Origin of the sequence: Mesorhizobium montanum, assembly GCF_033977145.1 — a bacterium.
Taxonomy (GTDB): Bacteria; Pseudomonadota; Alphaproteobacteria; order Rhizobiales; family Rhizobiaceae; genus Mesorhizobium; species Mesorhizobium montanum.
The window spans coordinates 86,226-101,544 of the sequence record NZ_JAVIJF010000020.1 but is presented as its reverse complement, the minus strand read 5'-3'; the positions used below and the strand labels follow the sequence as shown (position 1 = coordinate 101,544).

Below are 15,319 nucleotides of genomic sequence, written 5' to 3'. Positions count from 1 at the left end.
AACCCGACAGCATACAGAAATAGCATACCTCAATAGGTTCTGTGATGACTGAATGAAACGCGAGATAGGCCCCAATCAGATGAAGATCGATGCTCTTCCGGCGCGTGCGTCGCTGACCGCCGGGCAAATTCTGGGCAACATCGACTATGACGAGCGCGCCACTATGCGCGCCTGGGAAGATTTTCTGGCCGACGCGCCCAAATGCGCCCGCGACGCTGTCCGACCAAACCACGTCCGCTCGCTTATTCACGATTCCTGGTATCGCAGCGTCACCGGCGGCATCAACGCCCAGGGGATTGAAGCGCCGCTAAGCAGTGATCGCGACGAGATCGAATATCTGACCCGGTCCAATGCAGAACTGCTTTCGGCGGCGCGGCGGTCGTTCGACTCCCTTGGCCAGTTGTTGCAAGGGACAGGCGCGATGCTTGTGCTTGCCGACAGTGACGGCGTGCTGATCGACGCCATCGGCGACAAGAAGACCCTGCACGACGGCATGGATATCCATCTGGGCATCGGCGGCAAATGGAACGAGGACGCCGTCGGCACCAACGGCATCGGCACGGCGCTGTGGACCGGTGAGCCGACTTTCGTTCATGCGGCAGAGCATTTCTGCGCCGGGATTAAATCCTGGACCTGCGCCGGCGCACCGATCCGCGACCCGCTCGACGGCAAGATCATCGGGGTCGTCGACCTCTCAGGCTATTCGCCGATCTTCCGGCCGCACAACACCGCGCTCGTCGCCGCTACCGCCCGGCAGATCGAAAAGGCGTTGGCCGAACAGCAGCAGGAGCAGCGCACGCGCCTGCTCGAAGCCTTTATTTCCTCGGCCCCCAGCTACCGCAGAAAGGACGGGCTGGTGATCGTCGATCACCGTGGCCGGGCGATCTTCTGCAACAATGTGCCCAACGGCGACACGACGGATATGATGGACGGCCCGATGGAACCGGGCCGCGGCCGTTGGCTTATGAACCTGCCGGCGTCCGGCTCCGACGCCGATCTCGCCAAGGCGCTGCCGACGCATCTGCGATCCTGCCAGGTTACGCCGCTGAAGCTCGACGGCGACCTTCGCGGCGCAGCTCTGGTGTTCCCCTCCGTGCCGGCCGTCTCCAGCGCGATGACAATAAGCCGGGAGGTGAACAAACACCTGCAGACAGCCGCGGCGATGATCGTCGGTGAAAGCGAGAAGCTGCTCGCCGCCGTCGATGTAGCCTCCCGCGTGGCGCGGTCGAACGGCGTCACGTCATTGCTCATAGAGGGTGAAACCGGCGTTGGAAAAGAGCTGTTCGCGCGGCTTGTCCATGCCGGCAGCCGGCGCACCGAAAATGATCCGTTCATCGCAATGAATTGTGGGGCGATAACCAAGGAATTGTTCGGCAGCGAATTGTTCGGCCATGTAGCCGGGGCCTTCACCGGAGCCTCGCGTGAGGGCAAGCCTGGCATCTTCGAAATGGCCAATGGCGGTGTGCTCAGCCTGGACGAAATCGGCGAGTTGCCACTCGAGATTCAGCCATTCCTGTTGCGCGTCCTGGAAGAGCGTGTGGTCCACCGCATCGGCGACTCAAGGGGCCGGCCGGTGGACGTGCGACTGGTTGCCTCGACCAACCGCGACCTCAAGCAGGAAGTGGCGGCCGGGCGCTTCCGCAGTGACCTCTACTACCGGATCGGCGCCGTCTCGATTCAAGTCCCGGCCTTGCGCGAGCGCGGCGACGACATACTTTTGCTGATTGAGCATTTCAACCGCCGGATCGCGGCGCTGGCCGGCAATAAGCCGTTGGAGTTTTCAAGCGCCGCATTCGACGCGCTGCTCGCCTATCGCTGGCCGGGCAATGTGCGCGAACTGAAGAACCTGGTGGAGCGCCTGCACATACTGGCACGCGTCAGCACGATCGAACTCCAGGACCTCCCCGGGGAAATCAATGCGGGCAACCGCAACAACATCCACAGCGACCCCGCAGCCATGCTCGAAGAACCGGTGTGTTCGTTCGAGGATGCCGAACGTCAGGCGATCAAGAATGCGCTTGCCGCGGAGGGCGGCAATCTCAGCAAGGTCGCACTGAGGCTTGGGATTTCGAGGCCGACGCTCTATCGCAAGCTCGGCCAATACGGCATTCGGCGGGGCTTCCTCTAGGGTCAGACCTGCCACCGGCAAAAAATCCCGCGGCATTCGCGCCGCGGGCTGGAAAATGTTCGGCGACTGGTTGCCTTGGAAGCAGCGGTCGCCAGGCATGATCAGGTCCTTACGACAGCCCCAGTCACTTTCTCTGAGACATAGCCGAGAACATTGCCGATGATCAGCGAGATCACCACGGCGGTTGCGACCTTGATTATGCCGCTGGCACCATCACCATAGGCGGCGGCACCAAGCAGAAAAAGTGCGGCGGTCGTTGCGTAGCCATAGACCGCTGACGGAATGGCGCTGAGCAACGGCAGCTTGGCGGCGAGAATCAGGACCACAATTGAAATACCGACGCAAATACCGGCCATCATCGCCGTAACACCGATGGACGTCAGGGCTACCAATGCGGCGGCCGCACAGATCGCCCCCCAGAGGTTTGCAACCGCCGAATTCCTGAACCCGGCTTCCTTGCCGCTACAGTGATAAAAGCTACCCCAGCCGACAAATACCGCCCAGATCAGCAGATAAGGACTGCCTATCGTGATTGCCGCCCATGTTGCAATGCCACCCATAATGCCGATGACCACGGCCAGTCCTGTAATAAGATCCATGTTGTCCTCCCTTTTCCAAACCTCGAAGCCAAGAAACTCGTGTCAGGATCGCGCTTCGCTGACGTCCCCGACACGCAAAACGCCATGGCGTCCCCCACTGGGTTGAAGAAGAATTGCAGGCCGAGTCCGGCAAGCAATCAGGCCGGCTGCGCAGCCGTTTCGGCCGTGCCGATTACGCCAGCGCGCAAGGCCAGCCCGGCGGCGGCGGCGCCCAGGCAGGGCGCCACGATGTAGAGCCAGAGCTGCGATAGCGCTGCGCCGCCAGAGAACAGAGCCGGGCCAAGCGAGCGGGCCGGGTTGACCGATGATCCGGACACAGCAATGCCGGCTAGATGGATCATGACCAACGTCAGGCCGATCGCCAGACCAGCCAGAGGACCGGCGCCGCCTTCGGCGGTGGCGCGCAGGATCACCAGCAAGAACAGAAATGTGGCGATCGCCTCGAACAGGAAGGCGGAAGTTGCGGAATAGGCCGACCAGCCGTTCTGGGCGAAGCCATTTGCCGCCACGTCGTAGCCGCCGCCCCTGCCTTGCACGATCACGTAGAGCACCGCCGATGCAACGATCGCCCCAGCGCATTGCGCGACTACATAGCCGATGAGATCATTGGATTTCATTCGGCCGGCGAGGAAGAAGCCGAGACTTACTGCCGGATTGAGATGGGCGCCGGAAATGGGTCCGATCGAATAGGCCATCGCCACCACCGACAAGCCGAAGGCCATTGCGACGCCCAGTAGGCCGACTTCGGAGCGCATGAACAGAACCGTCGCGCAGCCGAAGAAAACCAGCGCGAAGGTTCCGATGAATTCACAGACGTATTTGTTCATATGTTTCTCTCCCTCTGGATGATAATGGGACCGGACGCGCACGCGCCCGCGCGAAGTCCGGTTCAATGTTTCAGGGTACGATGACGCCGCGGCCGGTGAACCGCCGGTTCTTGAAATCGTCGAGGGCGGTGTTGATGCTGGCGAGGTTGTACTCGGTGTAGTGCATCTTCACCTTGCCGTCGGCGTTGAGCTCCATCAGTTCGACAAGCTCGGTAAAGTTGCCGACCAGGCTGCCGCCGATGTTGATCTCCTCGATGACGAGATGCGCGGTCGGCACGTTGATGTTGCCGCCATAGCCGACGACGAACAGTTGTCCGCCCTTGCGTACCATTTTCCAGCAGATGTTCTCGACGCCGAGCTCGCCGACGAAATCGATGACCACATGGGCGCCGCCGCCGGTGATCGCCTTTACCTCCTCGACGACGTCCGGCCCGCCATCGAGAACGAAGTCGGCGCCGAGATCCTTGGCCAGCACGCGCGCAGCCGGTTCGCGATCGACGGCAATAATGCGGCAACCCGAGATCGCGTGCAGTGACTGCAGAGCGATATGGCCGAGTCCGCCTATGCCGAGCAGGACGCAGTAACTCCCGGGCCGCAAGAGCTTCGCCGCCCGCTTGGCGGCACGGTAAGCGGTGATGCCGGCGTCGGCCAGCGGCGCCACTTCGATCGGCGTGACGTTGGCGTTCAGCTTGATCAGCGAGCGCTCGCTGGTAATGAAGTACTCGGCGAAACCGCCGTTCATGCCAAGGCCGGGGAACTGGCCATTGTCGCAGTACATGTCCTCGCCGTGTCGGCAGTTGAGGCAGATGCCGCACGAGCGGAAGGGATGGCAGATCACGGCGTCACCGCGCTTGACGGACCTGACGCCGCTGCCAACCTCCTCGACCCAACCGGCATTCTCGTGGCCCATGATGTAAGGCAAGAGGGTGCCTTCGGGATCCATCGTCGGTTTCCACACACCCTCGATGATGTGCAGGTCGGTGCGGCAGAGGCCGGCGGCACCGACCCGCACGATCACCTCGTCGGGAGCGGTGATCGTCGGCGCCTTGACCTCCTCGATCTTGAGCTGGACGTTCATCTTCGGGTCATATTCGTAAAGTCTTGCAGCTTTCATCGTCGTATCCTTTCAACGTCGAGATTGTTCGGATTGCCTAGGCGCGGCCGAGCTTTTCAGAGCCGCCGCCGCGAGCCGGTCCGGCCGTCGGATCCTCATCCTCTGCGAGATGGCCAATCAGCGTTTCGGTGGTCAGGATCAGCGTCGCCACGGAAGCTGCATTGGCCAGCGCGGTATAGGTGACGCGGACGGGATCGATGATCCCTGCCTCAAACATGTTCTGGTAGCTGCCGGCGGATGCGTTGTAGCCGTAACCGCCATTGATGCGTGTGACTTCCGCCACGACTGCCTCGGGATCGGCGCCGGCATTGGCGGCGATGCGCCAGAGCGGCTTCGACAGCACCGACCGCACCAGGCGTACGCCTTCGGCGACATCGCCGTCGACGCCGGCCACCACCTTGTCGAGCAGCGGCGCGATCTGGGCAAGTGCGGAGCCACCGCCGGCGACGACGCCTTCTTCGAATGCGGCGCGCACCGCATTCAGCGAATCCTCGATGAGCTGAATGGTTCGCTTCTGCTCGACCGGGGTGACGCCGCCGGCATAGAGGATCGCGGTGCCGCCGGAGAGCTTGGCAAGGCGTTCGCGCAGCTTGTCCTGGTCGATGTTCGGCGGCGAGGCTTCATACTGTCGCTGCACCTGGGCGCGACGCGACGCGATTGCGGCATGGTCGCCGCCGCCGCGAATGATCGAGGTGTAGGACGAACTGGTTTTCACCCGGTCGGCGGTGCCAAGGTCTTCGGCGGTGATGTCTTCCAGCCGGCCGCCGAGTTCGCGAGCGATCACCTTGCCGCCGGTGATGATCGCCAGATCCTCCATCATCGCCTTGCGCCAATGGCCGTATTCCGGCGGATGGACAACGAGATATTTTCCAGGCCCCTGCTTGCCGAGCAATGTCACCACAACTTCCGGCGACATTTCCTCGGACACGATCAGCAGCGGTCGACCATGCTCGTCGGCAATGCGGCGCGTCGCATCCAGCGCTTCGGGCTCCTTGATCTTGAGATCGGTGATCAGGATGTAGGGTCGTTCGAGAACCGCCTCCATCTTCTCCTGGTCGGTCACCATGTGGTGCGAGAGATAGCCGCGTTCGAAGGACATGCCCTCGACCACATCGAGCGTGGTCTCGGTGGTGACGCTGAAGTCCGTGGTGATGACACCTTCGGCTCCTACGCGCTGATGGGCTTCCGCCACCAGGGCGCCAAGCTTCGAGTCGGTCGCAGCAATATTGGCGACCGAAGCCAGGATGCCGTTGCCTTTGGCCGGCTTGGCCGAGGCCTTGAGGGCGGCCACCACCGCAGCCACCGCAAGGTCGATGCCCTTGCACAGATCGACGGATTTGACGCCGCGTTCATTCGCTTCGATGCCACCCTGGATGAGCGCGTTGGCAAGCACTATGGCGGTCGTGGTGCCGTCGCCGGCGACCTCGTTGGTCTGCATCGATACTTCGCGGACCACTTGCGCGCCCATATTCTCGAAGCGGTCGTGCAGTTCGATCTCGGAGGCGATGCTGACGCCGTCGCGGGTCACCATCGGTGTGCCGATCGGCCGATCGATCATCGCGTTCATGCCTTTGGGGCCGAGCGTGGGCTCGACGGCAGCGGCCAGGCGAAAGACGCCGCGGGCAAGAGCACGACGCGCCTCGGAATTGTGAAGCATAATTTTGGGCATGATTCCTCCTTCCGCCTTACGGGCGGGTTGTTGGTTAGGGGCCTCGTGCGAGGGAGGCCGTTGTTGTCAGTTCAGCCTCAGGCGGTCGGCGCGGCTCGAGCCGGCACGCGATCCATGATGAAATCGACCAGCGTCGGTTCGCCGTCGACCACATCCAGTTCCTTGTATCTTGTTTGTTTGAGCCCCCGGCAAAGCGCGCCGTTGAACTCCATGTTGATGCGTACACCGCGCAGTTCGCCGAGATACCCAGTCAGGGCCGTGGGCGGAATCCGCTCCCCATCCCACGTCACGAAGACCGGATCATATGCCCGGCGATCGGGAAAACGTTCAAGCAGGGCGGCCCTGTATCTCGGCTTCTGTTTGGCCGCTTCGCCCGGTTCGAACCCGGCGACGTCGTATACCGGCAGATCCATCTCGAGGATTTCCCGATCCGTTAGGCCTTGCTGCCGCAGCCCGCGCAAAACCGCTTCCTGGCGCCGTTTGAATGCCTTCATCCTGAAGGTTTCGCGCAAGGCCCCGAGATCCTGATCCTCGGCAAGCTCGGCGAAGATGTCGCCGAATGTCTTGCCGGCTTCCATGCCGCGATTGACCTCTTCCGCGAACATGTGATCGTGCAGCTTGACGCGATAGGCAGGCGACCAGGAAAGCTGGTCGAGCGCCTTGCGGACGCCGTCCAGCATGAGGAAGGCAAAGTTGGGCGAGCACCAATAGGTCGGCAGGCGGAAATCTATATCCACACTGCCATCGCTCGTCACCTCGGCCCGCTCGACGAAGCCCATCTCGGTAATCGGTTCGTCGAGCTCGGGGTCGTTTACCTCGCCAAGGCACCGCCAGAGTTCGTTCTTGCGGCTGCCGGAAACGCTGGCGGTTGCCATGGCCCCTACTCCGCCGCGATGCTGAAGGGCGAACTGGCGAGCGCCTTCTTCTTGGCTTCGATGTCGATGTTGTAGAGGCGCGCGGCGTTGAGGCCGAGGATCTTCTCCTTGATCTCGTCGGTCAGCTGCACACCGCGTTCCGCGGCGATATCCTCGGGGATCTGGTAGGCCCAGAATTTCTCGACAAGCCAACGCGGCGTCCAGATCGCGTAGTCGGAACCGAACAGGATTTTCTCCGGCCCAATCCAGAACAGCAGTTCGGCGATGACCTCGCCAAAATAGCGCGGGCGGGAGTGGATGAAGGGCAGCGCCACGGCCAGTCCGCCATAGACGTTGGTTTCCTGCGTGGCAATCCAGCAGAAATCGTCGAGACGCGGCAGGCCGCAATGCTCGACAATCCAGTTGAGGTTCTGGAAATCCGTCGCCGCGTGGTCGACGTCATGCACGTCGAAGGCGTCCTTGCTGAGCGGGATGATGGTCGGACCCTTGTGGACGTGGATGTTCCTGATGCCGAGCTTGTCGCAGAGTTCGAAGCATTTGTAGGCATCGGGGTCAGTGAGCTTCCAGCCCTTGGAGGCGCCGTTCCATTCGGCCGTGTACATCTTCACGCCCTTGACGTCGTAGGTCTCCTTGAGGAAGTGGATGTACTCAAGCGCCTTCTCACCGTCGCGCGGATCGAAGGCGCCATTGACGATGAAACGCTGCGGATAGCGCTTGGCCACCTCGGCGTTGCGCTCGATCGTGTTGAAGCCGTTCTTGTAGAAGTCCTTGAGATAGGTCGACTGGACGATCGCCACATCATCGGGACCGTCGATGAACAGGTCGCGATAGAGGTCGTCGGCACTGTATTTCTCGAACTTCGACTTCTCCCACAACTGGTCCTTGGGGCTCAGGCCGGTGTGATAGGCATAGAAGCACTCGATGAACTGCTTGCCGTGGATGTTCTTCTGGTTCTCGGGGCTGCCGTCCCAGAAATGGGTGTGGCCGTCGACTACGAAAATATCCTTGCCTTCCGGTGTTCTAAACATTCTTTCCTCCGCAGGATGGCGTTGATCGGTTCGGCGCGCCGCACGTCGGCGGCGCGCCAGTTTCTTGGCGTCTACTCGATGTATTCGAACATCTCGTCCATGTTGCCGAACAGGATCACCGTGTTGTCGTCGACACGAACCATGCGGCCGTAGTGGGTGGAGGTGTTGACCTCGAAGGTCTCGGCTGAAATTTCGCGGCCGAGGTATTCACCGATGGCGTCCATCTTGAAGATCAGCTTGCCGTCACCGTCGATGCGGATCAGCGCCGGCTGGTAGGTGATCGTCACCCCAGGCTTCTTGCCCATGAATTCAGCGATGGCCCTGGCTTCGACGGAGTCGTTCATGGTGACGCCGCACTGGTGCGAAATCGTCTGTTCGAAGGTGATGTCCTTCATCTCCTTGAAGATGTTGGAATGCGTGGCATCGCGTGCTGATAGTGACATGATAATTTCCCCTTTTTTCAGCGCTTGAGGCCGAGTTCGCCAAGGATCTGGCCAATCCGTTCGTCGGATTTGGCACGGACATCTGCGAACGCGACCGGCTTGGAATGCGGCATCGACCAGATCGGCTGCAGGCCGGTGGCTGCCTTGTCGGCGAGCGCGCCGTGTTTCTTGACCCAACCTTGGAAGAGCTTGCGGTTGGCGGCGCCATGCGTATCGTCATTGGCGAGAAGGTGCATGAGGTCGATCGTATTGGCGAGGTTGCGCTCATAGTCGGCTTCGGCTGCCGAGATCACCGCCGGTGTGATGAAGTCGTGGTTGGCGGCGGCGATCTGCATCAGGAAGCCGGAGCGGAACACCTCCCCGACCAGCGGTTCGAAGACGATGTTGATGGCGAAATACTGTTCGAGATAGTCGGTCGCGCCCATGATGGTCTCGACCGCTTCGCGGGTGCCTTGCCAGTTGTTGTCCTCGAGCCAGGTCTTCTTGCCGAGTTCGTCGTCCCAGCCGGGCAAGTCCATGCCGATCTCGGCAAGGTAGAGCGTGATGTCCTGCGCAAGCCGCAGCTTGTACGATGAATTGGTCAGCGTCGCGTTGTTGATCATCTGGGTATAGCCGTAACGCTGCGCCTGCATCAGCGAGGTGCCGAGCCCGAATTCGGCATGCTTCCAGGCGCCGAGCTGGGCCTGGAGGATCTTGACCCAGGCCTTGTCGAAGGTCTTCGGTGCACCGGATTTGCGCGCATTGTTGATGACGCTCTGCACCATCGTCTCGATCTTCGACTGGCGCTGGTAGTGCGTGCGCTCCCATTCCTGATCGGGGGCGCGGAAGGCATGCCAGTTGGAGCTCTGCGCGGCGGTGTTCTGCTTGACATAAGCGCCCTTACCGTCGGCGAATGAGATGATCCAGTCCTGGATCAGGTAACGCTCGGGATCGGGCTGCACGTCAACCGTCATGTCCTCATAGTGGGTGGCACGCTGGCCCTTCGGGTCGAAATACCGGTACTTCCGGCTGTCGGAGTCGGCAAAGATCGCCGCGCCGGCGGCTCCTGATCCGACTGAACTCGAGGTTGCAGGCATAGTTCTCTCTCCCTTGTTGCAGTTGTGATTGGCTTTGCGTGGCCGCCCCTCAATGGGCCGGCGTTGCACTTGCCGATGTGGTGAACTTGTCGAAGAAGATTCGCTCCGCTTCGAACCCGTTCATGAACAGCACCGGCTGAAGCGCATCGATCATCGGCGGCGGGCCGCAGGCATGGACATCGCCCTGCCCGTCGACCGCCAGTTGCTTGAGCGTGGCGTCGACACTCTGGTGTACGAAGCCGCGTTCGCCTTGCCACTCGGCATCATCGTTCGCGTGCGACAGCACGGGAATGAAGGTGACCTCCGAATGCCGGCCGACCAGCTCGGCGATCCTGTCGAGATAGAACAGGTCGTTGCGCGTTCGGGCGCCGTAGAAGAAATAGACCGGACGTTTCTCGCCGCTCCTCACATGGTCGTTGAGGATCGACCAAATCGGTGACATGCCCGATCCGGCCCCAACGAGGATCAGGGGTCCCTGCCGTTCGTCCCGGCGGAAACAGGTTCCGTAGGGTCCGACGACGGTGACCTCGGCTCCGGCCTTGATGCCTCCGGAATCGAGTTCTCCGGAGAACTTTCCCTCAGGGTATTTTTTGATGATGAAGGAGAGTTTTTCGGTTTGGTCCGGCGTATTTGCCATGGAGAACGAGCGCGTAATCGTCTCCCCTTTTTGCGTGGTAACCGTGATGTCGACATATTGCCCCGCCCAGAACTTTATCGGCGAGCCGAGTTCGATCTCGATGCCGCGAATGTCGTGGGTCAGGTGCTCGATCCGAGCAATCCGGCCCTTGAACGTCTTCACGGCGATCGCTTTCGCCAAAATCTCCTCGTCGTAGTTGAGAAGCTCGACTTCCAGATCGGAGTAGGCGATGCAGCGGCACAAAAGGACGTGGCCGCTCTCCTTCTCCATGTCGTTCAACGCGAAGGTCGAGTATTTCAGCATGTCGACTTCGCCATCGAGCAACACGCTTTTGCAGGCCGAGCATTGCCCCTCTTTGCAGCCATGCGGCAGGGCGATGCCCTGGCGGAACGCGGCGTTGAGCACCGTTTCGCCATGCTCGACCTCGAAATCGACGCCGACCGGGCTAAGCCTGACCGTGTGGGTTTCCGACATGCGGACCTCCAGTGAGATGAGCCGGGGGCGGGACGAACCCGCCCCTTTGGCCTGATCAGTTGCAGGGGGTGATGGTGAAGCCCTTGGCGTAGTCCGCCAGGTGCTTCTCGCGGTCCGCTGGTGACATGCCACGCAGCGCATTCAGCGGCGATCCGAGCTTGTTGCCGCGCACGTCGTCGAGCGTCCACATTTCCTTGTCGTCGAAGCGCATATGCGGCTGCGGAACCAGCGTCTTGCCGTCGGAACGGACGAAGTTCAGGTCCTTGATCGCATCGGCCAGGTCCCAGCCGTCATAGAGCGTCTCCCACTCGCGCTTGCCGCTGAAGCGGCCCATGGCGGGCGTCGGACGGCCCTGATACTCGTCGGCGAAAGCCACCGTCGCGGTCCACTTGTCGAGTTCGTGGGCGAAGGTGTGCAATTGGCCGTCGATCTCGCCGACCACCATGTCCTCGCGGATCAGGCAGGGAACGAGGCAGGACCAGCAGCGGTGCGGATAGACGTAGCCGACGTCGCTGTTGAACAGCAGCACCTTCTCGCCCTTGTGGCTGAGCTTGGCGTACCATTTCCAGAAATCGCCGAACTCGGCGTACCAGCCCGGATATTTGTGCTCGAACCACTCGAAGTCCTTGTCGGTCTGGGCTTCGATGCGCCAGAAGTTGACCGGCCAGCCGACCGCGAAGAACTGCCCGACCTTGTGGACGTAGTTCTTCTTGGTGATGCGTTCCCAGGCCGCCTGGACGTCGTCGTGATGGACCTTGATGCCGTATTTCTCAAGCGGCAGCATGTAGGTGCGATAGTAGTCCTCATAGATCCAGCGGTGCCACATTTCCGCATAAGATTCCTTGTTCTTGTCGCGGTTGGTGGTGCCGTATTCGATGAAGGTGCCGATGGCGGCATCGACGATCGCGTGGTTCTGCCAGAAGGCGTAGCGCAGGTCGCGCTCGAGCAGCAGGTGGTTTTCCGGTTCCTTGAGCGCCGCCATCAGCAGTGAGTGGCCGTTGCCGATATGCCGGCTCTCGTCCGATTGCACCGACAGGAAGACGGTCGGAAGCGCATAGTCACCGTTGCGGGCGGCCTCCGAAGGCATGGCGACGAACAGCGTGTTGGTGAAGGCCGTCTCGGCGACAACGGTCAGGTACATGCAGGCAGCGGTCATCGTGTCGCCGGTGATGAAGCCTTCGGCGAACTGCCGGCCGATGGTGGTGGCGTAGCATTTTCCGAAGGCTTCCTCGGTGATGTCGAAGCCCGCCGGATCGATGTAGTTCTCCATGTACCATTTCTTCAGGTTCATCTGGATCGTCGAGTGACGGAACTCGTCGATCATCTGCATCGTGAAGCCGGTTCTGAGTTCCTCGCCGGGCGCGATGCGGGCGACCATCGCCATTGAGCGCGCGGCGGAGATTTCCGGGAAGGGAATGATGGCCAGGAAGAGTTTCATCCACTCGACCCAGCGAGGTTCCACATTGCGGAACATGTCGCCGCGCAACGCTGCATCCAGCGCGCCATAGACACGGTTGTCCTTCTCTTCCTGCATTGGGAAATAGGACCGCAGGACCTGCTTCATCGGGTCGCGCGGCGTCTTGTTGATCTTGTAGTCGGTCGGAAACGTCATCGCTTCCTGGACGTAGGAAGGATTCCAGCCGAGGTCGGCGATCTTCTTGGTTGCTTCGCCCACGGAGATTCCGCGTTGCGAGGTGATCTTGTTGAGCGTCAGAGACGTCATCGTCATAAGCCTCCACCAGGTTTGAGCCGCGGGTTCCTTGACCCCGGCATGAAGCGGCGCACGGCACCGCCAGTGAGAGTGCGAACGGCACGACAAAGGGTTGCGCATTCAGGCGCGACTCATGGTCCGGCCATTCAAGTGGATCGCGGCAAAGGTTTTCGAGGTGTCTGGCAGGGGCCGCGAGACGCCAGCCGCATTTTGCGTGGGCGTATCGAAGCGGATGCACCCTGTCCCTGCTTCCTCCGGTCCTTCGTTCTTTTGGCACCGCGTCAAGCGCGATGGGCTTCTTATGCAAATAGGTAAAGCAATCGCCGTGCCAGTTTGAAAATTGGGGCCGTGAGCCACGCGACGAGCGAAATCTCAGCCTGTTCCGCTCATAGACGCATAGGCAACTGTAACGATATTTTACACATGTATATTACGACCGTAACATTTATTCATGTTTGCACTGCAATATATTCGGTTAGCTTCCGCAATATAATCAAATCCTTTCGAGATCTATTTATTTTAGGATCTTGCTCTACTATCTTAGGCGGGCATTGGACGAGCGCAGTGCCAGAGAAGGATGATGTCGAACGACAAAGACAACCGGGGCCCAGCCCCGCCGATGTCCAACCAGGCCGACGGGGTGACGGGCGATCTGGTCAGGCTGATGCCGCGCGACCTGGTTTTCGTCATGCGTTTCATGGGCGAAAGCCAGTACCGGCTGCAAAGCCATTTCCAGGACTTCATCCGAGCCGAGCTTGCCGCCGGTGGCGTCACGACGCAAACCCATCCGATGATCCATCTGTTCATCGAGAGCCATGCGATCCTGCTGCGCGACTTCGTGTTTTCCGGTGTTTCGCTGACGCGCCAGTTCCGCGTCGACGAGATCGAGCGCCTCACCGGCGACACCACATCGATGATCCGCGTCGATATCTGGGACCAGCTCAAGAGCCACATCGAAACGGCCGAGAAGCAGTTCCAATCGCAGGCTGACACTCTGTCTAAGCTGCTTTCGGCTTTCGAAAACCCGGCCGGGCCGGCAGCCGGGGAGGAGAAATGACGACGGGTTCAGTGAAGAGGCAAGCCGCCGCGCGCAAGAGGCTGCTTGAGCGCCGGCTGGCTCTTGTCGGCAGCGTGTCGGCGCTCACCGCCGAGGCATTGCGGCTCAATCAGAAACTCGCGGGTCTCGAGATGGATATGCTGCGCGTGGAACTGGAGATCGGCAGGAGCGGCGCCAGCGCGCAACTGGTGCAGGATTTGCATGAGGCGGAAGAGAGCGCCGAGGCGATCATGAACGCACGCTCGGCGTGCGAAGACCGCATCGCCGCTGCTGAAAGCGAAGTCGCGGATGTCGATCGCGAGCTCGCGACGATAGTGAACGAGGACTGATGGGAGAGACACCGTGAACCAGCAGACGATGCAAAACCTGACCTTGTTCGACCTGCTGGCGCGCAGTTGGCGGCGCCCGTCGGCGATCGCCGATCTGTGCTTCAGCGCCGATGGTTCGACCGTTGCTTTCACATCCGTGGACGGAACGCTCGCCCTAGCCGCGATCGCCGACCAGGAATCGCCGGAGTCGCGCATCAGGGTAAGCGGAGATCTCGGCCAGACGACGATCCGCCCGCGCGAGAGGCCGCCGGTGCCGTTGATCGCCTCCGCGGGGTTTGGCGATGGCGATGCCCCCCTCGCCTCCCATCTGGATTCCAGCTTTCTCATCGGAACGGCGGCCGGCAAGGTAGTGCATCTGACGGCTGACGGCGAAGTTGCGGAGACACAGATCAAGATCGAAGGGCCGATAGTCGCGATCGACCATAGTGCCGCGACAGCGATGACGGCGATCAGCGATGGGCGCGATGTCTTCCTCTCCAGCAACCTCGGTGATGTGACGAAGCTGGAAAGCGGTGCGACATCATCGACGGACGCACTGGCCTTCTCCCCCGGCGGACGCCGCCTCGCCTGTGGCTTGGGCAATGGGTTGTCGATCTGGGCGGTCGAAGGGCCTGCCAGCCTGATACGAGACTTCGCCTTTCCAGCGCGCCCCACATCGATCCGTTGGAGCGGCGATGGTGCATGGCTGGCCAGCGGGCTCGAAACGGGCGGCTTTGCCCTGATCAACATCGCCGATGGTCTTAGCGGCATCATCTCGGGATTCCCCTCGCCGGTCCGCACCGTGTGCTGGAGCCAGCCGGCGAACGCGCTGCTTGCCTCGGGTGCGTTCCGGATTGCCGGTTGGTCGATGATCGCGCCGCCGCTTGAAGGCGAAAGCGCCGGAGCACTGGAGACCGGTCGCGCCGGTCTCGTTCTGGTCGAAACGTTGGCGGCGCATCCGGAGAAGAAACTCGTCGCGGCGGGCTACGCCGACGGTCGGATCACCGTCGCCCAGATCGGCGGACGCGACGAGCTTCTCGTCCGGCACTTGGGCAGTGGGGTAACCGCGCTTGCGTGGTCCGGCGACGGACGGCATCTGGCTGCGGGCATGGTCGACGGCACCGCGGCGATCATCACCTTTCCGGCGCAGATGTTCAAATAGCGGAGCAGTCCGCGCGAAACAGGAGGATAGAATGCAGACTGAAATGACCACAGAGGAAGAGAGCAAGGATGCCTTCTTCGAACAACTCGCCAAATTGTCGGAAGAGATGGTCGCCAAGCACGGCAAGGATTTCAGCATGGGCGCGCTGGTGCTTGCTGCGCGCTGGATCGCCGAAAACCGGATTGGTCAACTGAAGACGAACTAGGGTCGG

Annotated in this window: 15 protein-coding genes; 5 read left to right on the top strand and 10 right to left on the bottom strand. The window is 61.3% G+C overall.

What is annotated here, in order from left to right; translation table 11 throughout:
* Positions 1 to 52 precede the first annotated feature (52 nt).
* Positions 53 to 2,128 (top strand): sigma-54-dependent Fis family transcriptional regulator, encoded by a 2,076-nt coding sequence (locus RFM68_RS25165; protein ID WP_320235732.1) that lies wholly within the window; start codon positions 53 to 55, stop codon positions 2,126 to 2,128.
* Between the two features lie 101 nt (positions 2,129 to 2,229).
* On the opposite strand, the gene RFM68_RS25160 is transcribed toward RFM68_RS25165, so the two are convergent.
* The 10 genes from RFM68_RS25160 to RFM68_RS25115 all read right to left on the bottom strand — a co-directional run bounded on the left by RFM68_RS25160 (position 2,230) and on the right by RFM68_RS25115 (position 12,599).
* Entirely contained in the window at positions 2,230 to 2,727 is a 498-nt protein-coding gene (locus RFM68_RS25160; RefSeq protein ID WP_320235731.1) for a DUF1097 domain-containing protein, read from the bottom strand.
* Positions 2,728 to 2,864: 137 nt separating this feature from the next.
* Entirely contained in the window at positions 2,865 to 3,554 is a 690-nt protein-coding gene (locus RFM68_RS25155) for an MIP family channel protein (protein ID WP_320235730.1), read from the bottom strand.
* Between the two features lie 70 nt (positions 3,555 to 3,624).
* Positions 3,625 to 4,668 carry an NAD(P)-dependent alcohol dehydrogenase gene (locus tag RFM68_RS25150; protein WP_320235729.1) on the bottom strand — a complete coding sequence of 348 codons (1,044 nt, stop codon included), beginning with the start codon at positions 4,666 to 4,668 and terminating at the stop codon, positions 3,625 to 3,627.
* Between the two features lie 37 nt (positions 4,669 to 4,705).
* Entirely contained in the window at positions 4,706 to 6,337 is a 1,632-nt protein-coding gene (locus RFM68_RS25145; protein ID WP_320235728.1) for a molecular chaperone GroEL, read from the bottom strand.
* A gap of 77 nt (positions 6,338 to 6,414) precedes the next feature.
* Entirely contained in the window at positions 6,415 to 7,212 is a 798-nt protein-coding gene (locus tag RFM68_RS25140; RefSeq protein ID WP_320235727.1) for an iron-sulfur cluster assembly protein, read from the bottom strand.
* Between the two features lie 5 nt (positions 7,213 to 7,217).
* A complete protein-coding gene (locus RFM68_RS25135) occupies positions 7,218 to 8,240 on the bottom strand; it encodes an amidohydrolase family protein (RefSeq protein WP_320235726.1) in 1,023 nt (340 codons plus the stop codon).
* A 71-nt stretch (positions 8,241 to 8,311) separates the two neighbouring features.
* The gene (locus tag RFM68_RS25130; RefSeq protein ID WP_140756853.1) at positions 8,312 to 8,683 is read right to left on the bottom strand and encodes an MmoB/DmpM family protein; all 372 of its coding nucleotides are present in this window, start codon (positions 8,681 to 8,683) and stop codon (positions 8,312 to 8,314) included.
* A 17-nt stretch (positions 8,684 to 8,700) separates the two neighbouring features.
* Positions 8,701 to 9,759, bottom strand: a complete 1,059-nt coding sequence (locus tag RFM68_RS25125) for an aromatic/alkene monooxygenase hydroxylase subunit beta (RefSeq protein ID WP_320235725.1) — start codon at positions 9,757 to 9,759, stop codon at positions 8,701 to 8,703.
* A 49-nt stretch (positions 9,760 to 9,808) separates the two neighbouring features.
* Entirely contained in the window at positions 9,809 to 10,870 is a 1,062-nt protein-coding gene (locus tag RFM68_RS25120) for an NADH:ubiquinone reductase (Na(+)-transporting) subunit F (RefSeq protein ID WP_320235724.1), read from the bottom strand.
* Positions 10,871 to 10,925: 55 nt separating this feature from the next.
* The gene (locus tag RFM68_RS25115) at positions 10,926 to 12,599 is read right to left on the bottom strand and encodes an aromatic/alkene/methane monooxygenase hydroxylase/oxygenase subunit alpha (protein WP_210243101.1); all 1,674 of its coding nucleotides are present in this window, start codon (positions 12,597 to 12,599) and stop codon (positions 10,926 to 10,928) included.
* Between the two features lie 601 nt (positions 12,600 to 13,200).
* On the opposite strand from RFM68_RS25115, the gene RFM68_RS25110 reads away from it, so the two are divergent.
* The 4 genes from RFM68_RS25110 to RFM68_RS25095 are packed head-to-tail and all read left to right on the top strand — an operon-like array spanning position 13,201 to position 15,313.
* Positions 13,201 to 13,638, top strand: coding sequence for a hypothetical protein (locus RFM68_RS25110; protein ID WP_320235723.1), 438 nt, complete (start codon positions 13,201 to 13,203; stop codon positions 13,636 to 13,638).
* Positions 13,635 to 13,967, top strand: coding sequence for a hypothetical protein (locus tag RFM68_RS25105; RefSeq protein WP_320235722.1), 333 nt, complete (start codon positions 13,635 to 13,637; stop codon positions 13,965 to 13,967). The genes RFM68_RS25110 and RFM68_RS25105 overlap by 4 nt, the downstream gene beginning before the upstream one ends.
* A gap of 43 nt (positions 13,968 to 14,010) precedes the next feature.
* A complete protein-coding gene (locus tag RFM68_RS25100) occupies positions 14,011 to 15,108 on the top strand; it encodes a WD40 repeat domain-containing protein (RefSeq protein ID WP_320235721.1) in 1,098 nt (365 codons plus the stop codon).
* A gap of 31 nt (positions 15,109 to 15,139) precedes the next feature.
* Positions 15,140 to 15,313, top strand: a complete 174-nt coding sequence (locus RFM68_RS25095) for a hypothetical protein (protein WP_320235720.1) — start codon at positions 15,140 to 15,142, stop codon at positions 15,311 to 15,313.
* Positions 15,314 to 15,319: the final 6 nt, after the last annotated feature.